Annotated in this window: 23 protein-coding genes; 14 read left to right on the top strand and 9 right to left on the bottom strand. The window is 59.0% G+C overall.

Features of this window, described 5'->3' with window-relative positions; translation table 11 throughout:
• The first annotated feature begins 7 nt into the window (after positions 1-7).
• Together msub_RS06960 and msub_RS06955 are read left to right on the top strand one after the other, a co-directional pair.
• Positions 8-2,218 (top strand): acetyl-CoA hydrolase/transferase C-terminal domain-containing protein, encoded by a 2,211-nt coding sequence (locus tag msub_RS06960; protein ID WP_048495346.1) that lies wholly within the window; start codon positions 8-10, stop codon positions 2,216-2,218.
• Positions 2,218-2,688, top strand: coding sequence for an FKBP-type peptidyl-prolyl cis-trans isomerase (locus msub_RS06955; RefSeq protein ID WP_048495345.1), 471 nt, complete (start codon positions 2,218-2,220; stop codon positions 2,686-2,688). Before msub_RS06960 ends, msub_RS06955 begins: the two co-directional genes overlap by 1 nt.
• On the opposite strand, the gene msub_RS06950 is transcribed toward msub_RS06955, so the two are convergent.
• Together msub_RS06950 and msub_RS06945 are read right to left on the bottom strand one after the other, a co-directional pair.
• Entirely contained in the window at positions 2,606-3,466 is an 861-nt protein-coding gene (locus msub_RS06950) for a lysophospholipid acyltransferase family protein (RefSeq protein ID WP_048495344.1), read from the bottom strand. The genes msub_RS06955 and msub_RS06950 overlap by 83 nt on opposite strands.
• A 27-nt stretch (positions 3,467-3,493) precedes the next feature.
• Positions 3,494-4,255, bottom strand: a complete 762-nt coding sequence (locus msub_RS06945) for a GNAT family N-acetyltransferase (RefSeq protein WP_048495343.1) — start codon at positions 4,253-4,255, stop codon at positions 3,494-3,496.
• A gap of 246 nt (positions 4,256-4,501) precedes the next feature.
• Between msub_RS06945 and msub_RS06940 the strand changes: the two genes are divergently transcribed.
• The 3 genes from msub_RS06940 (at position 4,502) to glpK (ending at position 8,621) form a co-directional block, all read left to right on the top strand.
• A complete protein-coding gene (locus tag msub_RS06940; protein WP_048495342.1) occupies positions 4,502-5,239 on the top strand; it encodes a response regulator in 738 nt (245 codons plus the stop codon).
• Positions 5,240-5,306: 67 nt separating this feature from the next.
• A complete protein-coding gene (locus msub_RS06935) occupies positions 5,307-6,881 on the top strand; it encodes an ATP-binding protein (protein ID WP_048495341.1) in 1,575 nt (524 codons plus the stop codon).
• 258 nt (positions 6,882-7,139) lie between these two features.
• Positions 7,140-8,621, top strand: coding sequence for a glycerol kinase GlpK (gene glpK / locus msub_RS06930; protein WP_048495340.1), 1,482 nt, complete (start codon positions 7,140-7,142; stop codon positions 8,619-8,621).
• Positions 8,622-8,628: 7 nt separating this feature from the next.
• Here the strand turns inward: glpK and msub_RS06925 are convergent, their stop codons facing one another.
• The gene (locus msub_RS06925) at positions 8,629-9,702 is read right to left on the bottom strand and encodes an ABC transporter ATP-binding protein (protein WP_048495339.1); all 1,074 of its coding nucleotides are present in this window, start codon (positions 9,700-9,702) and stop codon (positions 8,629-8,631) included.
• Positions 9,703-9,706: 4 nt separating this feature from the next.
• On the bottom strand, positions 9,707-10,621 hold the full coding sequence (gene argF, locus msub_RS06920) for an ornithine carbamoyltransferase (protein ID WP_048495338.1): 915 nt from the start codon (positions 10,619-10,621) through the stop codon (positions 9,707-9,709).
• Between the two features lie 237 nt (positions 10,622-10,858).
• Between argF and grxD the strand changes: the two genes are divergently transcribed.
• Positions 10,859-11,185, top strand: a complete 327-nt coding sequence (gene grxD / locus msub_RS06915; RefSeq protein ID WP_048495337.1) for a Grx4 family monothiol glutaredoxin — start codon at positions 10,859-10,861, stop codon at positions 11,183-11,185.
• Positions 11,186-11,198: 13 nt separating this feature from the next.
• Here the strand turns inward: grxD and msub_RS06910 are convergent, their stop codons facing one another.
• From msub_RS06910 to msub_RS06890, 5 genes are all read right to left on the bottom strand, one after another.
• Positions 11,199-11,957, bottom strand: coding sequence for an energy transducer TonB family protein (locus msub_RS06910; RefSeq protein WP_048495336.1), 759 nt, complete (start codon positions 11,955-11,957; stop codon positions 11,199-11,201).
• A gap of 5 nt (positions 11,958-11,962) precedes the next feature.
• Positions 11,963-14,185: a DUF1631 domain-containing protein gene (locus msub_RS06905; RefSeq protein WP_048495335.1), complete on the bottom strand. Its 2,223-nt coding sequence runs from the start codon at positions 14,183-14,185 to the stop codon at positions 11,963-11,965.
• A gap of 196 nt (positions 14,186-14,381) precedes the next feature.
• Positions 14,382-14,984: a Yip1 family protein gene (locus tag msub_RS06900; protein WP_048495334.1), complete on the bottom strand. Its 603-nt coding sequence runs from the start codon at positions 14,982-14,984 to the stop codon at positions 14,382-14,384.
• A gap of 172 nt (positions 14,985-15,156) precedes the next feature.
• Positions 15,157-16,440, bottom strand: a complete 1,284-nt coding sequence (locus tag msub_RS06895) for an HlyC/CorC family transporter (RefSeq protein ID WP_048495333.1) — start codon at positions 16,438-16,440, stop codon at positions 15,157-15,159.
• An 84-nt stretch (positions 16,441-16,524) separates the two neighbouring features.
• Positions 16,525-17,331 carry a cytochrome C assembly family protein gene (locus msub_RS06890; RefSeq protein WP_048495332.1) on the bottom strand — a complete coding sequence of 269 codons (807 nt, stop codon included), beginning with the start codon at positions 17,329-17,331 and terminating at the stop codon, positions 16,525-16,527.
• Positions 17,332-17,514: 183 nt separating this feature from the next.
• Here msub_RS06890 and ffh point away from each other — a divergent pair, with 183 nt between their 5' ends.
• From ffh to msub_RS06850, 8 genes are all read left to right on the top strand, one after another.
• A complete protein-coding gene (gene ffh / locus msub_RS06885) occupies positions 17,515-18,903 on the top strand; it encodes a signal recognition particle protein (RefSeq protein WP_048495331.1) in 1,389 nt (462 codons plus the stop codon).
• 163 nt (positions 18,904-19,066) lie between these two features.
• Complete coding sequence (rpsP, locus tag msub_RS06880; protein WP_048495330.1) at positions 19,067-19,306, top strand: 30S ribosomal protein S16; 240 nt, start codon at positions 19,067-19,069, stop codon at positions 19,304-19,306.
• Positions 19,307-19,333: 27 nt separating this feature from the next.
• Positions 19,334-19,861 (top strand): ribosome maturation factor RimM, encoded by a 528-nt coding sequence (gene rimM / locus msub_RS06875; protein WP_048495329.1) that lies wholly within the window; start codon positions 19,334-19,336, stop codon positions 19,859-19,861.
• Between the two features lie 3 nt (positions 19,862-19,864).
• Positions 19,865-20,611 (top strand): tRNA (guanosine(37)-N1)-methyltransferase TrmD, encoded by a 747-nt coding sequence (gene trmD / locus msub_RS06870; protein WP_048495328.1) that lies wholly within the window; start codon positions 19,865-19,867, stop codon positions 20,609-20,611.
• Positions 20,612-20,648: 37 nt separating this feature from the next.
• A complete protein-coding gene (gene rplS / locus msub_RS06865) occupies positions 20,649-21,005 on the top strand; it encodes a 50S ribosomal protein L19 (protein WP_048495327.1) in 357 nt (118 codons plus the stop codon).
• A 117-nt stretch (positions 21,006-21,122) separates the two neighbouring features.
• Entirely contained in the window at positions 21,123-22,025 is a 903-nt protein-coding gene (gene xerD / locus msub_RS06860) for a site-specific tyrosine recombinase XerD (RefSeq protein WP_048497011.1), read from the top strand.
• A gap of 159 nt (positions 22,026-22,184) precedes the next feature.
• Positions 22,185-22,895 carry a DsbC family protein gene (locus tag msub_RS06855; RefSeq protein WP_406564703.1) on the top strand — a complete coding sequence of 237 codons (711 nt, stop codon included), beginning with the start codon at positions 22,185-22,187 and terminating at the stop codon, positions 22,893-22,895.
• Between the two features lie 145 nt (positions 22,896-23,040).
• Positions 23,041-24,342, top strand: coding sequence for a homoserine dehydrogenase (locus msub_RS06850; protein ID WP_048495326.1), 1,302 nt, complete (start codon positions 23,041-23,043; stop codon positions 24,340-24,342).
• Positions 24,343-24,351: the final 9 nt, after the last annotated feature.

Raw genomic sequence — 24,351 nt, 5'->3', positions numbered from 1 at the left:
CTTTGTAATGGCAGGGACAAGAGGGCAGGTTTCGAATGATGTGAACGCCTGCGTTGATGAGGTGATTCGCCGGGTCGGCAAAAACATTACCCTGGGGTTGCCGCTGGGGCTGGGCAAGCCCGTCCGGTTCGTGAATGCGCTCTATCAGCGGGCCAAGGATGACCCCGAGATCCGCCTGCACATTGTCACCGCACTTTCGCTTCTGGCCCCGAAAGGCAGTTCATCGCTGGAGCAGCGGTTCCTGGGGCCGTTCGTGGAGCGCCTTTACGGCGCCATCCCGGAGCTGGCCTATGCCCGGGACGTATCCGCCAATCGCCTGCCGCAAAACGTCCAGGTCTCCGAGTTCTTTTTCAAGGCCGGGAGCTATCTCAACAATCGTTCCCAGCAGCGCCATTACGTCTGTACCAACTACACCCACGCGGTTCGTGACCTGATGGCCCTGAGTGTCAATGTGGTCGCACAGATGGTGGCACCGGGCGATGCCCACGGCCAACCGGGGCAGGTGAGCCTGAGTTGTAATCCGGATCTGACGCTGGATCTGATCCCGCTGCTGCGGGAGCGGGAAGAGGCGGGCACGCCCGTCGCCCTGGTGGCGGAACTGAACCGGAATCTGCCATGGTTCGGGCACGATGCCGCTATCGGGGCCGACCGTTTTGATATGGTGCTTGAGCAGCCTTCCAGTGATTACCCGCTTTTCTCGGCCCCGGAAATGTCGGTAAGCCCGGAAGATCATCTGATCGGATTCTACGCCAGCGCCCTGCTGAAGGACGGCGGCACCCTCCAGGTCGGCATCGGTTCGCTGGGCGCCGCCCTGGTTCACAGTGCCATACTCCGGCACAGACACAACCAGGCCTGGCGTGCTGTCTTCGATCACCTTCGGGTTGACGAGCATTTTCCGGTGGTCACCGAAGCAGGTGGTACCGGTCCGTTCGAGCAGGGACTCTATGGCTGCAGCGAGATGATGGTCGATGGCTTTCTCTACCTGATGGAACAGGGCATCCTCCGGCGTGAGGTGTATGACCATGCGGGCCTTCAGGCACTGCTCAATCGCGGGGACGTCACTGGGCAGGTGTCGCTGGTGACGCTGGATGTATTGCGCCGGGAGAAACTGATCGACAGCCCCTTGCGGGCCCGGGATGTGCGCTGGTTGATCCGCTACGGCATCTTCCGGGACACCGTGGAATTCAGGGGTGGTCGGCTGTGTGCGGGGGATCAGTCTGTGGAAGGCGATCTGGACGATCCCGAGGCCCGGGAAGCCATTCAGACCCTGATTCTGGGCGACCGGCTCACCGGCGGCATTGTCATGCACGGGGGCTTCTACGTGGGCCCGGAAAGGTTCTACCAGTCGCTCAGGGAATTGCCGGACGACCAGCGTGCCCGGATCAGCATGACCAGCGTGAACTTTATAAACCATCTGTATGATCACCGGTTTGGTGATCAGAAGCTGAAGGCGGCGCAGCGGGTTCACGGCCGGTTTATCAATTCGGCGATGATGTACACCCTCAACGGCGCCGGCGTGTCGGATGGGCTGGAGGATGGCCGGGTGGTCAGTGGTGTAGGTGGGCAGTACAACTTTGTGGCGATGGCTCATGAGCTGCCGGGTGCCCGGTCCATACTGACGCTTCGCAGCACCCGGCAGTCCCATGGCAAGGTGTTGTCGAACATTGTGTTCAACTACGGCCACTGCACCATTCCGCGGCACCTCCGGGACATCGTGATCACCGAGTACGGCATTGCGGATCTGAGGGGGCAGCCGGATGAACAGGTGTATCTGAGGCTGATTCGGATTGCCGACTCCCGCTTCCAGCAGGAACTTCTTGAGCAGGCCCAGAAAGTGGGCAAGGTGGATTCCGCTTTCAGGCTGCCGGCTTCCTGGTGCAATAACACGCCCGAGGCAGTCCGGCATGCAGTATCGCTGAGTGGCGATACCGGGCTGTTCCCGCCGTTCCCCTTTGGCCGGGATTTCACCGATGAAGAACTGACCTTAGGGAAAGCCCTTAAGGGGCTGAAGGCCGCAACGTCGACTCGCCGTGGTAAACTGGCGACCCTGTGGCAGGCCCTCCGGGCCCGGGACGACGAAAGCCGCTATGGCGCCCTGCTTGAGCGCATGGGCCTGACCAGCCCTTCCGGATTGCGGGACAAGCTGGACCGGCGACTGGTTATTCACGGCCTGCAGCAGCTCGAAACACCACCGGATACAGGAAACTCGAAACCCTGATGACAGCTTCACAAGCAAGACCCGACGTTTTTACCGTTCATTATGTGTTGAAGAACAAGATTGGCGAGCTGGTCGATACTTCCGAGGGCAGCGAGCCGCTGCATTTTGTCTACGGCAGCCCCGAGATTATCGAGGGCATCCAGCAGGCGGTGAAAGACCGCAATGTGGGCGATTGTCTGGAGGTAACGGTGCCGCCGGCGATGGCCTATGGCGAGCCCAAGCCGGAGCTGGTGCGCAAGGTGCCCCGCTCACTGTTTGAGGGGGTGGAAAACCTTCAGGTGGGCATGAAGTTCCAGACCAACACCGGGGATGAGGCGCAAATCGTTCAGGTGGTCGGTATCGATGGTAATCTGGTGAGGGTAGACGCCAACCACCCGCTGGCGGGTTTCACCCTGTACTTTGATCTGGAGATTGTTGGCCGCCGTGAAGCGACGGAAGATGAGGTCGCTCAGGGCCGCCCGCTGTTCTGACCGGGCACGCTTCGCCATCATCCAGCTCGCCCCGGTGAACGCGGGCGAGTCCTTCGAGCATCACCTCACGTAGCTGGCGGGTAAGATCGCCGGCTCCGGTCTCTGCCGGTACTGTGACCACCGGATGGAAAACCACATCCACTCTTGCCGGTGGCTGCCGGAGCATTCTCGGAAGGTGGCGGTGAAAGTCATCGTCACCAATGAACGGGGCCAGATGGTCCGGCCGCCCCGCGCGACGGTAACTGATGGTGACGGGCTGAATGGGCGTGTTGCTTTCTGACGCGGCTTTGAGCAGGAGCCCGTGGAGAGGTAGCACGGTCAGGCCAGCGCTGGTTGTGCCCTCCGGGAAGACCAGGACGGACTCACCGGCTTTCAGGTTTTCGCTGATCTGGTTGCGGACCCGCCTGGCCTGTCCGCCGCCTCGCCTGATAAAGAGCGTGCCCGCTTCCCTGGCAAGCCAGCCGATGAGCGGCCACTGGCCGACTTCTGCCTTCGAGAGGAAGCGGGTCGGCGCCAGGCTGCCCAGGATCGGGATGTCTGTCCAGCTGATGTGATTGCTGACAAACAGAACGTTGGTGTCTGCGGGTGCACCGTGCTGGTGGATGTCCAGTCCCAGGCAGCGGCAGGCCCAGCGGAAGCAGAACCGGGCCCAGGGGGTTCGGTCGGCGGTTCGCCGGGTTATGCCATCCGCCAGGCGCAAGGCCGTCGCGATGGACGTGGTGGCCGCCAGAAAAAGTGTAAAGGTGGTGAGGCGAACGCCCAGTCGGAGCCAGCCCATGCTTTTGACCTCCTGCGGGTTCCGGCTTCAGGGCACCGAACGCATGTAATGCCGGCTGTACCGGCCGGCCAGTTTCCGGACTTCCAGCAGGACCAGCAGGTCCGCGCAGCGGAAATCCGGGTCCCAGCACGGCTCGCCACAGACTCTCGCGCCCAGCCGCATGTAGGCCCGGATAAGGGCGGGTACGTCAACCGGGCGGTCGTTGTCCCGGGTGTCGGTCAGATGGGGCAGTTCCCGGCGTGGTTTGACCAGGAACGCCGGGTCGGCCAGATATTCCTTCTGCAGGTGGCGGGCAATACGCCAGGCTTTCAGGCCGCCATCGGACATACCGATGCTGGCACACCCGATCATATATTCGACATCCCGTTCAACCAGATAGTCGGCTACGGCAGACCAGAGCAGGCTGATGGTGGCGCCGTTGCGATAGTCCGGGTGGACGCAGGTGCGGCCCAGTTCGGCGATTGTGCCCGGCAGATTATCCAGGGCGCTCAGATCAAACTCGCCGGCCGAGTAGAAACCGCCTACGGCCCGGGAGTTTTCCTGATGCAGGATCCGGGTGGTTGCCACCAGTTCACCGGTGTCCTGGTCCGTCACAATGAGGTGGTCGCACACGGCGTCGAATGCATCGGCATCGAGGCCCGGTGTTTCCGCTCCGAGATCGCTTTCGTACTCTTCCGAGAACACCCGGTAGCGCAGGCGCTGCGCCGCCTCCAACCTTTTCGGGCACCGGGTCAGGTCGGCTTTCAGCTGGCGTGCATTGCGGCGGGCTTTCGCGGTCTGTGTGGTCATGGCGTGGTCTCTTTTGTATCCATTTCCCGAAAGCCTATGAATACGGTGTGACACACCGGTGACCACGAGGTGACGTATCTGTGACATCGCCGTGCCAGGTGACTTTTCCGGGCGCTGTGTCACAGGCTGTAACCAAGCAGCGGTTCCATGTATATTTCTGAATAGCATGTATAATTGCTGTTACAGCAGGTTGCCTGTATTGTCAGGTACACAGAATGACCTGAAACCGGAATAACAAAACCAGAGATGGATGGCGTGGAACAGACAAACGAAAGCTGGCGAATTCTGATTGTCGAGGACGACGAGCGATTGGCTGAGTTGACCCGGGAATACCTTGAAAGCAACGGGTTGACCGTCTCCCTTGAAACTCATGGTGGCCCTGCGGTTGAGCGGATCCGCAACGAGCAGCCCGATCTGGTGGTGCTGGATCTGATGCTGCCGGGGGAGGATGGTCTTTCCATCTGTCGCCGGGTGCGGCCGTTTTATTCCGGCCCGATTATCATGCTGACGGCCCGTACGGATGATCTGGACCAAGTCCTCGGGCTTGAAATGGGCGCCGACGATTACATCGGCAAGCCGGTCAAGCCCAGGGTTCTGCTGGCCCGTATCCGCGCCATGCTCAGGCGAGTAACAGAGACCGGGCAGGGAGCGGGCGATGACGCTGCGGGTGAAGAGCCGGTGCGCCTCCAGTTCAATGACCTTGTGGTTGACCGCTCCATGCGTGAAGCCTGGCTGAACGAACAGAGTATTGATCTGACCAGCGCTGAATTTGACTTGCTCTGGCTGTTGGCCAGTAACGCAGGCCGGGTGCTCAGCCGGGAAGAGATCTTTACCGCACTGCGCGGCATCGAGTACGACGGCCAGGACCGCTCAATAGATGTGCGGGTGTCGCGGATTCGCCCCAAAATCGGGGATGATCCTATCCACCCTCGACGTATCAAGACCGTTCGCAGTAAAGGTTACCTGTTCGTAAAGGAAGCCTGACGATTCAGTCTCTGGAACCGGGGTGCGGGCAGTCTGCACTCCGGTGTTCCATGCCAGGGTTGGTAAAATGCCCCTGAAGTTCTTCCTTAAGCTCTATGCCCCCCTTGCCGGCCTGTCTGCGCTGGTTGTCCTGCTCTGTGTTTTCCTGTTTGCCGGCCTCAATTCCGTTCGTTCGCAGTACTGGCATGAACAGTTCCCGGCGCCGCTGATGCGTTGGCTGGCGTCCGCACCGGCACCGGCACATCAGTATCACTGGCTGAAGCAGACGGTCGATCTCAGGGTTGCCGATGCATCGGAATTCGCCCTGTCCCGGGTGGCACTGGAGAGGCTGGGTTATGGTCAGGTTGTCAGCATCGACAGTGACATCGGGTACCGGGTGCTGGCCACCGATCTTTCCGGGCAGGTACTTCAACTGCGTCTTGCCCATCCCTACCATGATGTGTCCGAAACCATCGGCCTGATCTTCCGCTGGCACCTGGATTCGACCACGCTGGCGAACCGCCCGGACGTTGCCTCGCAAATAGCCCGGGCTTTGCATGTGGATGTCCGGCCACTGAATGACCGTGCTCTGCTGCCGGGGCCGGATGTGCTGGATCAGGTGGCCGAGCGCGGGCTGGCCTTCTATCCGGCGGACTCCGGTGGCGATGGCAGAGTGATTATCCGGCTCTCGGATGGGGAGCTTTACCGGATTGATATGCCCCCGCCTTTCAACCCCTGGGCCTGGCCCGTTGTTCTCATGCTGGTGCTGGTGCTCGGCGGAGTGCTTGGCCTGGCCCTGTTCCTGGCCCTCCGGGAAGTGGACAGCAACCTTAGAACCGTTGAGTCAGTGGCGGTTCGTATAGCTCGCGGGGACATGAGTGCAAGAGTTCAGGCGGGCGAGGGGACCCTGATTTCCCGGCTCGCAGCGTCCTTTAATGGTATGGCCGAGCATATGCAACGGCTGGTTCAGGTGCAGCGGGAAATGATTCATGCGGTGTCCCACGAGTTGCGTACCCCTGTGGCCCGAATCCGGTTTGGCGTCCAGATGATTGAGGACTGCAAGGACCAGGCCTCGATGCAGCGGCAACTGGACGGGATTGACGGGGATATCCAGGAACTCGATGAGCTGATTGATGAGATTCTCACATACGCCAGGCTCGAGCAGGGCGGACCGGTGTTCTCCCTCCAGGAATGCTCGGTGACTGATATTGTTCGTCAGGTCGTGGCGGAGCAACAGTTGATAAGGCCCCAGTTGAGCATCGAAGGCAAGATCGAAGATGCCTCCGAAACCTGGGCGCTGTCCGATGTGGAGCCGCGCTATCTGCATCGGGCGATCCAGAATCTCGTAGGGAACGCAGGCCGCTATGCCGAAGGCAGGGTTGTCGTAAATTGTCATTTTGACGAAGACAATTGCCGGATCGACGTGGAAGACGACGGCCCGGGTATTCCGGAGCAGGACTGGGAAAAGGTGTTTACCGCCTTTGCCCGGCTGGACGACAGCCGGACCCGCACGTCAGGCGGCTACGGCCTCGGTTTGTCCATCGTCCGGCGGATACTCTACTGGCATGGCGGCCAGGCTTTCGTCGGCAGGAGCGACACCCTGGGCGGTGCCAGATTCAGTCTGGTCTGGCCGCGAAAGAAGTCTTTGGAAGCCGTTGTGTGAATCAGTCCTCATTGCCTCACCTGATGTAACAAAGCCGCTACACAAGCACTACTGAAGTTTCCGGCATCCCCACCGATAATTCAAAGCGTAAGGGATGACTTTTGAGGTTGTAGTTCTTACGAACTTTCCTTGTTTCATTCGTCATTTGAAGGCCGGTTTTCCGGCCTTTTTTTTGTTTGCCCGCCATCAAATTCAGGATTGGTCACTCTTTCCCGGCTGCACTGCTGCTAGAATCGGGAAAACAAAAGGAGGCCGTCCATGACCCGCTATCTTCTTGCGATTGATCAGGGTACAACCAGTTCCCGTGCCATTGTTTTTGACCAGATGGGCACCAGTGTTGCTGCCGACCAGCAGGAGTTCCATCAATATTTCCCCAAAGACGGCTGGGTTGAGCACGATGCCCGGGAGATCTGGGACAGCAGTCTGGCCGTCTGTCGGAGTGCCCTGGGCAAGGCCGGTATCAAAGCCAGTGATCTGGCCGGCATTGGTATCACCAACCAGCGGGAAACTACCGTCATCTGGGATCGCGCCACCGGAGAGCCGATCTACCATGCCATTGTCTGGCAGGATCGTCGCACCGCCTCCTGGTGCACCAAGCTCAAGTCCGACGGGCACGAAGACAGCGTTGTCGAGCGCACCGGCCTGCTGATAGATCCCTATTTCTCCGCCACCAAGATTGCCTGGATTCTGGATAACGTAGACGGCGCCCGAGCCCGGGCAGAATCCGGCGAACTGGCGTTCGGCACAGTGGACAGCTGGCTGTTGTGGAACCTTACCGACGGCAAGTCCCATCGCACCGACGCTACCAATGCCTCACGCACGGCGCTTTTCAATATTCACACGCAGGACTGGGACGACGAACTTCTGGCCCTGTTCCGTGTGCCCCGCGCCCTGTTGCCGGAGGTGCTGGACAGTGCGGCGGATTACGGCACTTCGGAATCCCGGTGGCTGGGCAGCCCCGTCATTATTGCGGGCATTGCCGGCGACCAGCACGCCGCCCTGGTGGGCCAGGCCTGTTTCAGTCCGGGCATGGCCAAGAGCACCTACGGTACCGGATGCTTTCTGATGCTCAACACCGGGGATCAGGCGGTTCGTTCCGAGAATCGGTTGCTGACGACCATGGCCTACCGCCTGAATGGCAAACCCTGTTATGCGGTGGAGGGCAGTATTTTTGTTGCCGGGGCCGCCATGCAATGGCTGCGAGACGGGCTGAAGCTGATCGCGCACGCTAATGAGTCTGCGGCGCATGCAGAGGCCGTTGGGGTGGAGAACCCGGTTTATCTGGTGCCCGCATTTACCGGCCTGGGTGCGCCGCACTGGGACCCTCATGCCCGCGGGGCCATCATGGGCCTGACCCGGGATACGGGGATTGGCGAGATCGTCACGGCGGGTCTGCAATCGGTGTGTTACCAGACCAAGGACCTGGTGCGCGCCATCCAGAACGACGGCGCGCGGCTTGAGACCCTGCGGGTGGATGGCGGTATGGTGGTGAACGACTGGCTGATGCAGTTTCTGGCGGACATTCTGAATGTCACCGTTGACCGGCCGAAGGTAACAGAGACCACGGCGCTCGGGGCCGCCTACCTCGCCGGGCTGCAGACCGGCGTATTCGATAGTCTTGAGCAGATATCCGGGCTCTGGGCGTGTGAACGCCGGTTCCGCCCCGGCATGCGGCCAGCCCTGCGCGAATCGCTCTATGCCGGCTGGCTTGATGCCGTGGAGCGGGTCTGTAACAACTGACGCTGGTTCAGGCGGTGCGCTCGAACGCGATCAGGTGGTCCGCCTCCACGCGCACCGGGACATGCTCGCCCAGATGGAAATCCAGATGGCTCCGGAACAGGGCTTCGAACTCGGTGTCTTCGGAACAGCGGAACCGGTAGAGGGTGGACGTGCCTGCGAAGGTTTTCTCGACCACCTTGGGCTGCAGATCCGAGTCCGGGTCGTGGACGATATCATCGGGCCGTATCAGCACATCCAGAAGGGTGCCCGGTGACCACCTGTAGGCGCGGTTGCCGTGGATGACGCCCAGTTCCGAGTCGATGGTGTCCGGCCCCAGGGCCTTGCCCGGAATGAAGCCGCCCTGGCCGACGAAACTGGCGACGAAGCGGTTGGCAGGCTCATGATACAGATTGTACGGCACGTCCCACTGCTGGATCCGGCCGTCCCGCAACACCGCCACCTGATCACACATGGCGAAGGCTTCCTGCTGATCGTGGGTCACCAGGATAGCGCTGATGCCCAGTGTCTTGAGGATTTCACGAACATCCAGGCTCAGGCGCCGGCGCAGATCGGCATCGAGGTTGGAAAACGGCTCATCCAGCAGGATCAGGGTGGGCTCGGGGGCCAGCGCACGTGCCAGTGCAACCCGTTGCTGCTGGCCACCGGACAGTTCATGCGGATAGTTGTCCGCGAGATCCTGGAGGTGAACCACATTGAGCAGTTCCATGACTTTCTGCCGCCTCTCGGCCTTGGCCATATTACGCAGCCCGAAACCAACGTTGTCGGCAATGGTCAGGTGCGGGAACAGGGCGTAGTCCTGGAACACCATGCCGATTCGGCGCTTCTCCGGCGGCAGGGTGCGGCCGGGCAGACTGATGGCCTGGGACTCAAGGCGGATCTCCCCCCCCGTTAATGGCAGAAACCCCGCCAGGGCCCGCAGGATGGTGCTTTTGCCGCAGCCACTGGGACCCAGCAGGCAGCCAATGTCGCCATGGCTCAAGGCAAAGCTGACATCCTTGACCACGGAATCGCCGCCGTAGCCACACGACAGATTGTTGACCTCAAGCAGCCAGTCTTCAGGAGGTGGAGCGGTGGTACTCATGGGGTCAGTCCAGACGATTGAGAATTAGAAACTCAAGCAGGGCTTTCTGGGCGTGCAGGCGGTTCTCAGCCTCTTCCCACACGACGGAGGCAGGGTGCTCCAGCATGTCTGCTGAAATCTCCTCGCCCCGGTGGGCCGGAAGGCAGTGCATGAAGAGGGCGTCTCTATCCGCGACGGCCAGCAGTTCCGGATTGATCTGGTAGCCACTGAATGCGTCCCGGCGCGCTTTCTGCTCGTCTTCCTGGCCCATGGAGGCCCACACATCCGTGACCAGCAGGTCCGCATTACGGGCTGCCTCTGCCGGTTCGCGGAACAGCGTGACCCGGTCGGCGTGTACCTTGATCAGGTCGTCTGAGGGCTCGTAGCCTTCCGGGCATGCCACATTCAGGTGAAAATCAAACTGGGTCGCCGCGTTAATGTAGGAGTGGCACATATTATTGCCGTCGCCGATCCAGGCCACGGTGGCACCGCGAATGCTGCCGCGATGTTCCCGGTAGGTCTGCATGTCGGCCAGCAACTGGCAGGGGTGGAACTCATCCGTCAGGGCATTGATAACCGGCACCCGGGAAGCGGCGGCAAAGCGTTCAACCGTCTCGTGGGCAAAGGTGCGGATCATTACCGCATCCACCATACTGGAGATGACGATGGCAGAGTCTTCAATGGGTTCACCCCGGCCAAGCTGGGTGTCCCGTGGCGACAGGAACATGGCGGAGCCGCCGAGCTGGGCCATGCCGGCTTCAAAGGAAACCCGGGTGCGCGTTGAAGACTTCTCGAAGATCATTGCAAGAATTCGATTCTTCAGCGAGTCCCGCAGCTTACCCTGCCGCCACTCCTTGCGAAGCGCGGTGGCATGATCAACCAGGCTTTCCAGCTCACTGGTTGTCATGTCATTCAATGTCAGAAAATGTCTTGCCGCCATGAAGTGGCCCTTATCTCAACGAATCCCGTGGCTGGCGGGATTGCCTGAACGTTGCCTGAAAAACGGGGCATCAAGTCTAGCCCGTCGGAGCAGGTATGACAACGCCGCAACAGGCATGGAACCGGCAGTGTTGCGAAAGGTCAAATCGTGGAGTTTGGTGAGCGGTGAGGCAGCCGTGTACAATGTCGTAAAACGAATTGCCGTGTGGCAAGACTGTTCCAACTGAGGGGAATGTTCATGGATATCAATGAAACCATTAAAAGCCAGCTCGATGAGAACCCGATTATTCTCTATATGAAGGGTAGCCCGCAGGCGCCGCAGTGTGGCTTTTCTGCCAAGACCTCGCAGGCTCTGATGGCCTGTGGCGAGCGCTTCGCATTCGTGAACATCCTGGACAATCAGGAGCTTCGTGAGGCACTCAAGGTATACTCCAGCTGGCCGACCTACCCACAGCTCTACATTAATGGTGAGCTGGTTGGTGGCTGCGACATAATTCTGGAGATGTCCGAGAGTGGTGAGCTGGCCAAGTTGGTCAAAGAGGCTGCTAAGCAGGCAGAAGCCTGAGCAAGGCCATTAGTCAGAGCCGTTTTGGGGTGAACACCAGTTCAACTTCGAAACGGTTCTGGCTGTTCTCCCCTTCAGGTGGCCTCGGGTAGGGGCTTGCCGCCAAGGCTGCCCGGTAGGCCGCTTCATCAATACCGTCAATTCCCGTCGATTTCAGTACCCTTGCCCGGGTCAGGGCGCCGTTATCAAGCAGTTGCAGCTCTACTTCCATGGACACAATCCGGGACAGCGCCCGCATGGCCGGAACCCTGGCCTGTTCAAGTTGGTGGCCCAGATGGGTGGCCAGGGTCACCACGTAGGGATCCTGCTCAACCGGCGAGTTGGTAATTCGCGTGATCGTCGCTTCAGTCTCTTGCGTTTCCGTCCGTGTTACCTCGCCTGCGCGGGCGCTGTGGCTGGGTGATGATTGGCGGGTAGCCTCTGTGGTTTCTGGTTTTTGGGCCGGAGGTTCGGAGATAACCGGTTCCGGAACCCTCGGGGATTCTGGCGCCTGACGGGTTACCACCGGCTCGGACGCAGGTTCCGCGCTGAAACGTGGAATGAGAGGTATGGGCCGGCTGGTTGCATTGGCGTCGGGTGCTGGCCGGGCGGTCTGGTCAGTGCCCGGGGTGATCAGCTCAAACTCCAGGCTTTGCCGGTGCTCAACCTTCTGCTCTGTCACCGGAGAAGGCAGGCCGGAGAGCACGAGCGTGTGGAACATGAGCGCCAGGGATAACGCGAGACCGATCCGGTATCGTGCCGGAACGGCACTGGTATTGCCTTCTTCGACCATTGATGTCAGGCCGTCTTGCTCCGCAAGGTGCCGACAACCGCATCCAGCGCCCGATCGATCAGAGCGCCCTGTTCCAGCAGGGTCAGGCGACCACGGCGCATCTCATGGGCCAGTTGGACCCTGGTTTTCTCGATCACCTTGAGCCCCATCCGGTTCACAAAGACAAAGCAGTCGGCCTCATCGATGATGGCGGAAAGCTTGCACCGGAAGTTGGCCCCATTGACAAGGCGGAACTCTACCCAGTTACCGATTTCAATGCTGTCAATCTGGGCGACATACTCGGAAATGGCGGCTTCCTCCAGTTCCTGCTGTCTCTCGACCGCCGTCTGGTGCAGGGTGGAGATTTCCTCTTCTTCAACCTCTTCGGATGAGTCCTGCCGAGCTTCGATGGCCGCATTGGTTCTGAAAGCTTCGGCCAGTTCATGCTTCAGGTGGCCCATCATTTCATCCATCCTGGACGAGTTGTAGGACACTTCATCCAGGCCTGATCTCAAGGCTTTCAGAAGGCCCGGCACAACCCGAACCCATTGATCCCGCTCCTCATCTTGCTGATGGGGGTGCAGGCACCAGATCAGGTCATCAACCACTTTTACCGTCGCGTGCCAGCGATGTTCAACGTCGTCCCTGAGGTAGGCGAGAAACATCACCCGGCTCCAGCCATTCATCAGAATGTCGTGAATCGATGCCGGCAGTTTGTAGCGAGCCACCTTTTCTTTCAACAGGTTATCAACTGTTTGCTGTGCCGTCTGGGATTTGATGCGTCCTCTTTCCGATTCCCGCGTCCGCTGCTCAACGAGTGCAGCCTTGCGGTTCTCTCTCTCCAGGAACTTTTCGAACTCCTGGTTCAGTGTCTCGAACAGTGCAACGTCGCCGTCGAATTCGTTGAGAATCCGCTGAACAATGTTGTGAATCTGGTTATACAGTTTGTCCCTGGTTTTCTCATCACTGCTGCTCCAGCCGATGCCCGCTCGCGCAAGGGAGTTGAGCAGTCGTCGGGCCGGGTGTGTGGCCTGGCTGAAAAAGCTCTTGTCCCGAATGACGACCTTCAGGATCGGAATCTGAAGACGGCTGATCAGAACCTGAACCGGGGCGGACAGGTTGTAGTCATCGAGGATAAACTCGAACAGCATGGAGACCAGGTTGATGAGATCTTCGTCAACTTCGTTCAGTGCCGGTTTCCGGCCATCCCCCGCATCAGCCCTGGCAAGCAGTTGCTGCATCAACTGTCTCAGGTCGACGGTGAGGGGTTCTCCGTTACTCAGGTCGCCCTGGTTGGGGCGGGCATCGGCCAGAGGCAGCGAGTTCAGCAGGCTGGCCAGCTCCGAATCACTGACGACGCGAACGTTGGGATCGGATGATCGGGGCGGTATCCCGGCATTGGCCCTCTGAAGTGCCAGCATCTGCCGGATCTGGTTGAACACGGCACTGCTGTGGACGGATTCGCCGGCGGTTGCGTGAGTTGCGGAGTCCGGGGCTCCGGCTGTCCCTGTGCCCGGCGCTTGTGCTTTTGAGCTGTCCTGCTGGTGCCCGGCTTTGCCGTGATACCGGAAGTTGGGGATAACGCCGGCCTGGATCAGAATGCGGTTGGCTTCGTCCAGCAGCATGCCGAGATTGGAGACAACGTAGCGATCAAACTGCTTGAGCAGAATCAGGCGTTCCCGAATCTGGATTTCCAGGGCCTGAATCGCCTCGGTAAAGGCGCTGCAAAGATGCTCCGGCGCCATCGGATTGACCGGCGACTCGTCGGTGGCTTCGGGGTAAACCTGGCTGAAGCGGGTCTGGAGTTGCAGTAACGGGCCCTGAAAATGGGCCTTCGCCTTGGTGATCATGGCGTTCAGTGCAACCTGCTCTTCCAGGTCGTCGTTCCCCACCAGGGACAGGGTATCGGCGCTGGCCTGCGCGGCCGGGTTATTATCCTGGACAGCCCCGGCATGGGGCGGGTTGGCGAAATACTGGGCGACGGTATTCTGGAAGTGCCGCTCCACACCCTTGCGCTTGATGCGGATTTCGCGCATGGCTTCGAAGTAGCGATTCTGCTCATTATTGCTGCGCGCGTTGTTGGCCAGCTCAAACAGTGAATCGTCGACGGCGTCAAAGGCGCCCTGGAGCAAATCTCCCAGCCCGGCGACTACCGTGTCCCGGATGCGGGTGACCTCCGCAGGAACCGGCTTGTTACTCCCCGCTTCCCGATGCTCACGGAGGTAATGTATTCCGGACTGCTTGTTCATGGCAGACTCCTGTTTACGCCTCAACCGGATACATGACCGAGCTTAAGAACCTTTGATTCTGATTATCGGTTAAATTTACCGCATTTCCGTCAAGGTTAACATGACTAAACGCTAACCTTGGACCGAAATCACAAAATATGGGGTGTCCCTCAGGGCACCTACATGCAGGTTGCTGACCCGGCGAAAGAAATTGCGTTCAGCTCACGTAGACAGGGCCGATACCCATGCTCCAGATAACCACGCTGATGGCCAGTAATGCGACAAACATCACCAGCCCAACCGTAAGCACCGCGGACGCAAACATGAATCCACGGTCTTCCGGGATTTTCATCAGTATGGGCAGCCCTTCGTAGAGCAGATAGACAGCGTAGGCGGCAGCCGCGAGACCGGCCAGCATATTGACCCAGATGTTCGGGTAAGCCGCAATTACCCCGATCAGGAAAATAGGAGTCGATGTGTAGGCAGCCAGGGCAACGCCCCTGGGTGTCCGCTCAACCGCATCGTAGGTGGCAGCAAAGAAATCGATGAACTTGCCCAGCACAAAGATGCCCGCGAGCATCGCGGCGTAAAAGAGTACCGATAGCTGCAATGCACTGCCAACAGAGAGCCGGGTGATCTGGCCGTCACCTATTTGCCAGCCCACCTGGGAAGTGCCGTAGAAGCCGGCGACGGCCGGTATCAGTGCCAGCAACAATATATGGCCGGCGTAGAGTCTTGTGACGGATTCGGATTCATTACGGATCGCTTCCCATTCCCGATCCGGGTGGGCAAGCAGGCCAAAACTATGAGTCAGGCTCATGGATGCATTCCTTGTGGTTATTTTGTGTCGCACGCATCTTCAGTGTTGGTGCCGGGTTGGTGGCGGTCAAGCGGCTGGTTAAACTTTGATCTTCCAACAGGAGGCGTGGCTATAGCGGAAGCGTCTATGGCGGAAGGAGCGGTGATAAGAAAAGGCCGGGTGCCGGATCCATTCAGCTCAGCGAAAGTGCGCGCTTTTTGCGCTTTTTCGGGTGCACAATAGCGGCCTTCACGACATTGTCCTTGATCTGCAACACTTCCACACGGTGGCCGCTGACTTTCAGGCAGACGTTGGTGTCCGGAATATTTTCCAGGGTTTCGGTAATCAGGCCGTTGAGGGTTTTCGGTCCGTCCGTGGGCAACTTCCAGCCCAGGGTCTTGTTGATGGTGCGCACTGCCGCCGTGCCGTCAATGATAAAGGTGCCGTTGTCCTGGGGGATGATGTCCGGGCTGGTGGCTGCATAATCGGTGGTGAAGTCACCGACGATCTCTTCCAGTATGTCCTCCAGTGTCGCCAGGCCAAGAACATCACCGTACTCGTCGACCACCACGCCAAACCTGCGCCGGCCTTTCTGGAAGTTGATCAGTTGGGTATTCAGTGGCGTGCTTTCCGGGATGAAATAGGGTTCCTGGCACAGTTGCATGATCATGGCCTTGTTGATCTCATCATGCTGGAGCAGCTTGGACACGCTCCGCAGGTGCAGAATGCCCTGGATGTTGTTGATGTCACCTTTGTAGACCGGCATCCGGGTATGCTGGCTGCTGCGGAGCTGGCGAAGAATGGTGTCGGTGTCGTCTTCCAGGTCGATGCCGATCACTTCGTTACGGGGCACCATGATGTCATTGACCGTCACTTTTTCCAGATCAAGAATGCTCACCAGCATGTCTTTGTGCTTGGCGGGAATCAGTGCGCCGGCCTCATTGACCAGGGTCCTGAGCTCCTCCCGGCTGAGGTGGTCACTGGCGGCGTCTGCCGCCGAAACCCCGAGCAGCTTCAGTATGCCCCCGGTAAACAGGTTCACAGCCCATACAAAGGGGTAAAGGATCTTCAGCAGTGGCCCGAGAATGTGGCTGGCGGGAAACGCAATTTTCTCGGGAAACAGGGCAGCCAGCGATTTCGGGGTCACCTCGGCAAAGATCAGGATTACGATGGTCAGCAGGACTGTGGCGATCGCGATGCCGGCGTCGCCCCAGACGCGTATTGCAATAACCGTGGCAATCGATGAGGCGAAGATATTGACGAAGTTGTTGCCGATCAGAATGATTCCGATCAGCTGGTCTGTCCGCTTCAGCAGGTCCTGGGCACGTTTGGCGCCTTTATGGCCGGTTTTGGCCATATGCTTGAGGCGGTAACGATTGAGGGACATCATCCCTGTTTCCGAGCTGGAAAAGAAAGCGGAAAGCAGGATCAGTCCGACAAGAAGAATAAACAGCGCGGTAAGCGATGTTTCGTTCAAAAGATAACGTCCTTATATTGCAGACAAGTAGCGAAAATAGGGTGTGGGGGTGGCTGTGTCAACAGGTCTGCGTGGGCGGTGGCTCTAGCCGCCTCTCTGGAAAATCAGTTCCAGAACGAACTTGCTGCCATAGAATGCCAGCATCAGCAGTGCGCAGCCGGCCAGGGTCCAGCGGCTGGCCGTGATGCCGCGCCAGCCTTTGGTATACCGGCCGACCAGGAGCGCCACAAAGACCATCAGGGAGAGTATCGAGAACAGGGTTTTATGGGCGAGATTCTGGGCGAAAAGGTCTTCGACAAAGAGGGCGCCGGTTATGATCGCCAGAATAAGCAGGACTACGCCGGCCCAGACCATTTCGAACAGCAGCGACTCCATGGTCTGCAGCGGAGGCAGGTTGCGTACCAGGAGGCTGTTGTAATTGTGCTTTAACTGGCGGTTCTGGAAATACAGAAGCACCGCCTGGATAGCCGCGAGTGTAAACAGGCTGTAGGCTGTCACCGACAAGGCGATATGGGAGAGCATGCCATAGCTCTGGTCCGAGACCAGTCGGGAAGGGCCATGGACGATCAGCACCATGACAATCGTGAGCCCGGCCAGCGGGTACACGCCCAGGAACAGATTCTGAACCGGCTTTTTCAGATTGAGGCCGAGCAGAAGGAACGCGATAAGCCAGGAAATCAGTACTGAGCTTTTGAAGAAGCTGAAATCAAAGCCTCCGTCGTGGTGAACGGTCTGGGCGATGAGGAGTCCATGGCTGGTCAGTGCAAGCAGGCCAATAAGCGTGGTGATGGCGAGATTGCTTTCAACCCGCCCCCTGAAATGCAGGGCTTGCAGCGCAGTACCAACGCTGTACAGAAAAAGAGAGGTGACCGCGAGAATCAGCGTTCCCATGACTTCCTTATTAACCACTGTTCTGACTGGGGGATCGGCGTTGGCGGCAGCCGATTTGACCGGGCTGGTCGTTTCAGGGCGATAGTCTGGTTATAATGTCGCGATTATGCAACTGGAATCAAGGAGCCACTGGTGGCTTCCCTGGTTCGGGCACTCAATTTATCCGGGGTACGGAAGAGCAACATGTTTGAGAACCTCCAAGATCGACTTTCCGGCAGTCTGCGCAAGATCTCCGGCCAGGCGCGCCTTACCGATGACAATATAAAGGACACCCTCAGAGAGGTGCGAATGGCCCTGCTGGAGGCGGATGTTGCCCTGCCAGTGGTGAAGGATTTTGTCGAGGGAGTGCGCGCGCGTGCGATCGGGCAGGAGGTGCAGCGCAGCCTGACCCCGGGCCAGGTGTTTATCAAGGTCGTTCAGCAGGAGCTTGAGCGGGTGATGGGTGCGGGCAACGAATCCCTCAACCTGAGCGTGCAGCCGCCGGCGGTGATCATGATGGCCGGCCTGCAGGGTGCCGGTAAGACAACCACGGTTGCCAAGCTTTCCCGTTTCCTCAAGGAGCGCCAGAAAAAGTCTGTGCTGGTTGTCAGTGCCGACGTATACCGCCCGGCCGCGATTCGCCAGTTGGAGACCCTGGCCGGTGAAGTTGGTGTCGAGTTTTTCCCGAGTACCGCGGATCAGGATCCGGTTGCTATTGCCGAAGGCGCGATTGCGGCTGCCCGTAAGAAGCACATCGATGTGGTCATTCTTGATACCGCCGGCCGCCTCCATGTCGACGAGCAGATGATGGGTGAGATTGGCCGGCTGCACAAAGCCGTCAATCCGGTGGAAACCCTGTTTGTGGTTGATGCCATGACCGGCCAGGATGCGGCCAACACGGCCAAGGCCTTCAATGACGCTTTGCCGTTGACGGGCGTGGTGCTGACCAAAACCGATGGCGATGCCAGGGGCGGTGCGGCCCTGTCGGTCCGCCACATTACCGGTAAGCCGATCAAGTTCCTGGGCGTGGGCGAGAAGTCCGATGCCCTGGAGCCGTTTTACCCGGACCGGGTCGCCTCCCGGATTCTCGGTATGGGCGATGTGCTTTCCCTCATAGAGGAGGCGGAGCGCAAGCTGGATCAGAAGAAGGCCCAGAAACTCAGCAAGAAGATCAAGAAGGGCAAAAGCTTTGATCTCGAGGATTTCCGGGATCAGTTGCAGCAAATGAAGAGTATGGGCGGTATTGGTGGTCTGCTCGACAAGCTTCCGGGCATGGGGCAGATGGCCCAGGTGGCCCAGCAGCAGGTCAATGACAAGTCCATGGGGCAGATGGAGGCCATCATCTGCTCGATGACGCCAAAGGAGCGCCGCTACCCGGATGTCATCAACAATTCCCGCAAGCGCCGTATTGCCAGCGGCTCGGGCACACAGATCCAGGACGTCAATCGCTTGCTGAAACAGCACAAGCAAATGCAGAAAATGATGAAAAAGTTTGGCAAAAAGGGCGGCATGGCGAATATGATGCGCGGCCTGGGTGGCATGATGCCCCCGGGCGGTGGTGGTGGTGGCATGCCTCCATTTGGTCGTATGTAAAAAGCCTTACAGGGAAAACTGGGAAACAACCTGTTTTCCTGTTTTCTTTGGCGTTGATTTAGCATAGAATAGCGCCCCTTTCGAGTATGGGTCTTCGTGCCAGCTGGTCATCAGCAGGCGCGAATCGTACAAAGTTCGTACAACAGAACAGGATATTGGTTAAATGGTAACAATCCGTTTGGCTCGCGGCGGCTCCAAGAAGCGCCCGTTCTACCATCTGACAGTCACCGACAGCCGCAAATCCCGCGACGGTCGTTTCATTGAGCGTGTAGGCTTCTTCAACCCGATCGCGCGCGGTCAGGAAGAGCGTCTGCGCGTTGATCGCGATCGTGTTGAGTTCTGGCTGGGCCAGGGCGCACAGACCAGCGATCGTGTTGCCCAGCTGCTGAAGGCTGCTGAGTAACTCAGTACTGACACCGGGGTTTGTGGCATGACACAGAATTCGCAGGAAACTGTGATCGGCCGGATTACCTCGGTGTTTGGGGTCAAGGGGTGGCTGAAAGTCTTCTCCTACACAGATCCCAAGGAAGGAATACTGAACTATCCGGACTGGACGCTGGCCCTGGATGGCAAGCGTATTCCGGCCAGGCTTGAAGAGGGTCGCCGCCAGGGGCAGGCTATCGTCGTCAGGCTGAAAGGAATTGATGATCGTGATCTCGCGCGCACGTACTGCGGCGCCGAGGTGATGGTTTCCAGGGCCGAGTTGCCGGAGCTTCCTGAAGGGGAGTTTTACTGGTTCCAACTGGAAGGTCTCGAAGTTTTCACGGTTGAAGATGAGTGTCTTGGTAAAGTGCACCATCTGATAGAAACCGGGGCAAACGATGTTCTGGTGGTGCAGGCAACTGCCAGCTCCATCGACCAGCGTGAGCGCCTGATACCGTACCTTCCGGACCAGGTGGTTCTGTCGGTTGACCTGGCCGCACAGCGCATGGTTGTAGACTGGGATCCGGAGTTCTAACGGGTGTGGATTGGCGCAGTCAGTCTGTTCCCGGAAATGTTCAGTGCGGTAACAGAGCACGGAGTCACGGGTAGAGCGGTTCGGGACGGACTTCTGGCGTTCAGGAGCTGGAATCCCCGTGATTACACCCATGACCGGCACCGTACCGTGGATGACCGGCCCTATGGTGGTGGCCCGGGAATGCTGATGAAAATTCAGCCCCTGAGGGATGCCATCAGCGCGGCACGGGAAGCAGCGCCGGGCAAGGCCTGTGTGGTTTATCTGTCGCCGCAGGGCGAGACACTGAACCAGTCTGTGGTCGAGTCTTTGGTGGCAGAAGAGCGGCTGATCCTCGTGGCAGGCCGTTACGAAGGTGTTGATGAGCGCCTGATTGCGACAGAAGTCGATCGGGAAGTGTCACTGGGTGATTTTGTTCTTTCCGGTGGCGAACTGGCGGCTATGGCTGTCATTGATGCGGTTACTCGCCTCATCCCCGGAGCGCTGGGTCATGCGCAGTCGGCAGAGCAGGATTCTTTTGCTGACGGTTTGCTGGATTGTCCGCACTACACCCGGCCCGAGGTTTACGAAGGCCTGGCGGTGCCGGATGTTTTATTGGGCGGTCACCATGATCAGATCCGGCGTTGGCGACTCAAGCAGTCGCTGAGGCGAACCCGGCAACGGCGCCCCGACCTGCTTGAAAAGCGGGTGTTTACGGATGAAGAGCGTCAGTTGCTGGAAGAGATTTTGAACGAACCGGGTGCCTCTGAATGATCAGGGCATTAACAGATTGGGTATCAGGAGCATTACGATGAGCGGCAAGAACAACATCATCAGTCAACTTGAAGCAGAACAGATGACCAAGGAAATCCCAGCTTTTGCGCCGGGCGATACCGTGGTTGTCCAGGTTCGCGTAACCGAGGGTAACCGTGAGCGTCTGCAGGCGTTCGAAGGTGTTGTTATCGGCAAGCGTAACCGCGGCATGAACTCCTCTTTCACCGTTCGTAAGATTTCTTACGGTGTGGGTGTTGAGCGTACTTTCCAGAGCTTCTCCAAGCTGATCGACAGCATCAGCGTGAAGCGTCGTGGTGACGTACGCCAGGCCAAGCTTTACTACCTGCGCGACCTGTCTGGCAAGGCAGCTCGTATCAAGGAAAAGCTCGGCTGATCAGCGTTTTGCTGAACACCAGGCAAAAAAGGCAGCCCATGGCTGCCTTTTTTGTGGGTAATGATCCGGCGGTCCGAAGGGCCTGCTGTCGGTTAGTCTCAGCTTGAGGGCTTGGGCGTGAGATCCGAAGACGAATCAGTGGTCGCCCGGTTTGTCGATGCCATCTGGCTCGAAGACGGGCTTGGCGAGAAGACAAGGCAGGCATACCGAAGCGATCTGTTAAGCTTGTCCGGATGGCTGGAGGGCCGGCCGGGTCGCCCGATGCTGACGGACGTTAGCAGAACCGACCTCCTGGCCTGGATGTCCCGCGGGCTTGCAGACGGTATCAAGAGCTCGACGGCGGCAAGGCGTCTTTCAGGGCTCCGGAGGTTCTACCGGTTTTTGCTGCGGGAAGGTGTGATTTCCGAGGACCCGACCCTGCGGATTGACAGCCCCCGGTTGCCGCGGCGCCTCCCGGATTCCCTGACCGAAGAGGAGGTTGACGCCCTGTTGTCGGAGCCAGACCCCGCTATTGCCATTGAGCTTCGTGACAGGGCCATGCTGGAGATTCTCTACGGTTGCGGCCTGCGGGTGTCCGAGCTGACGGAGCTGCGGGTTGATCAGGTGAATCTGCGCCAGGGTGTGGTGAGGATTACCGGCAAGGGAGACAAAGAGCGCCTCGTTCCTCTGGGTGAGGAAGCCGCGGACTGGTTGTTACGGTATATGAAGGAAGGGCGCCCGGAACTTCTCAAAGGCCGATCCTGTGATGCCCTGTTTCCGGGTAACCGGGCCGCGGCGATGACGCGCCAGACCTTCTGGCACAGAATCCGGCACTACGCTGTGCGAGTGGGTATCCGCAAGCACCTCTCTCCTCACACACTCAGGCATGCGTTTGCCACCCACCTTCTGAATCATGGCGCGGACCTGCGGGTTGTGCAGATGCTGCTCGGCCATTCGGACCTGTCGACCACCCAGATTTATACGCATGTGGCCCGCCAGAGGCTTCAGTCGCTGCATCAGGCGCATCATCCGCGCGGCTGAGTGCCTTTGCCGCCGGGTGTTGGCGGGGTGCGGGATGAACTTTCGCCGTTCGCGGATGTCGCATTGATTTGACCCCCGGCCTGTGACAATACTGCCCGGGTTATTTAACCTGCTACAGGAAACAATATGTTTGCCAGAATGAATATCAATCGACTTGTCATGGTGCTGGGTGTTTTTGCCGGTCTGGCCGGCGCTGTCAGCGCCAGCGCCGGCGAGGTGGAGGACCGGATTGCCGAGCGCCTCAGCAGCGTGGTGCCGGGCCTCAAGGTGATTTCGGTGAAGGAATCCGAGGCGAAAGGCCTCTATCAAGTGCAGAGCAATAACGGCGAAACCATTTATGCGACCAAGGATGGCCAGTACCTGATGACTGGTGATCTGCTGAAGGTTACGGACCAGGGCATTGCGAACGTTACTGAAGCGGCCCGCGCGGAGGCCCGCAAGGCAGCGCTGGCCGAGTTTGGCGTCGAGGGTGCGATCAGTTTTCCGGCAAAAAACGAGAAGGCGGTCGTCAGTGTCTTTACCGATATCGATTGTCCGTATTGCCGGAAGCTTCACGCGGAAGTGTCCAAGCTCAATGACTATGGCATTACCGTCAAGTACTACGCCTTTCCACGCTCGGGCCCGAACACACCGTCATTCAGCAAATACGAATCGGTTTGGTGCTCTGACGATCAGCAGGCAGCCATGACGGCAGCCAAGGCGGGCAAGAGCATTGAGCCGGTCACCTGCGAAAATCCGGTTCTGGAACAGTACCGACTTGGCGGGCAGGTCGGGGTCACCGGAACACCTGCCATTGTGCTCGAAGATGGTACCATGATCCGTGGTTATGTCCCGGCGCAGCGTCTGGCGGAAGGCCTCGGACTGCTCTGACTGCAGTTTCTGTCGACGCCACTGGCGGAAATTTCCGGTATTTGAGTTGGTTCCGGTTCAGGGCTTATTCAGTGGGTCCTGAATCGGTATACTATCCCCCCTTATTGCAATTCATCAGCACCCCTTCGGGATCAGAGGTGAGAGTTTGAAAGACGTCAGTGTCGGAATCTGCGGACTGGGAACCGTCGGCGGCGGTACCTTTAATGTCTTGACCCGGAATGCCAGGCTCATTGCCGGCCGGGCCGGCTGCAACATCCGGATTACCCGGATCGCCAGTCGCCGGGCCCGCGAAGACATGGATCTCGGAGACGTACCCTTCAGCACCGACATTTATGACGTGGTGAACGACCCGGGGGTGGATATCGTCGTGGAGCTTATCGGCGGCTACGATGCTGCCCGCGAGCTGGTGCTGGCGGCCATCCGCAATGGCAAGCACGTTGTAACGGCCAACAAGGCCCTGATTGCCGTTCATGGCAACGAAATTTTTGAGGCTGCCGAGCAGGCAGGTGTCGTGGTTGCCTATGAAGCCGGTGTTGCCGGCGGTATTCCGGTTATCAAGGCCGTGCGTGAAGGTATGGCGGCGAACCGGATTGACTGGATTGCCGGTATTATCAACGGCACAGGCAATTACATCCTCACCGAAATGCGCGCCGGGCGCGAGTTTGCGGAAGTGCTCAGGGAGGCTCAGGACCTGGGCTACGCCGAAGCAGACCCGACCTTTGATGTTGAAGGTATTGATGCCGCCCACAAGCTGACGATTCTTGCCTCGGCCGGCTTTGGTGTGCCCCTGCAGTTTGAAAAAGCCTACACTGAGGGGATTTCAAAGATCACGCCGTACGATATCGCTCATGCCGAACTGCTGGGCTATCGCATCAAGCACCTGGGTATCGCCCGTCGTCGGGACGAGGGCATTGAGCTTCGGGTGCATCCCACCCTGGTTCCCCAGAGCCACCTGATTGCCCAGGTTGACGGTGTTCTGAACGCGGTGCTGGTGGATGGCGATGCCGTTGGCCAGACCATGTACTACGGCCCGGGTGCCGGCGATGAAGCGACCGCTTCCGCTGTGATTGCCGATATCGTCGACGTCGCCCGTGCCGTGGCCAGCCAGAGCAACCAGCGTGTACCTTACCTCGGCTTCTCGCCCGAAGCGATGGAAGACCTGGGTGTTCTTTCCATGGAAGATATCCACTCGGCCTATTACCTGCGCATTACGGCGCTTGACCGCCCGGGCGTGCTGGCAAAGATTGCCTCCATCCTGAGTGAGCACGGCATCAACATCGAATCGATCATGCAGAAGGAGTCCGAGCTGAAAGACGGCCGTATTCCGGTGATTATCCTGACCCATACCGTTCAGGAGCGGCAGATCAACCGTGCCATCGAAGAGCTTGAAGCCCTGTCCGATACCGATGGTCAGGTTGTCCGCATCCGCGCCGAAAACTTTAACTGACAGGTACGC

This window comes from Marinobacter subterrani (assembly GCF_001045555.1).
Lineage (GTDB): Bacteria > Pseudomonadota > Gammaproteobacteria > Pseudomonadales > Oleiphilaceae > Marinobacter > Marinobacter subterrani.
Note: the sequence above shows the minus strand (reverse complement) of the source record. Positions and strands in the feature narration are given on the sequence as shown.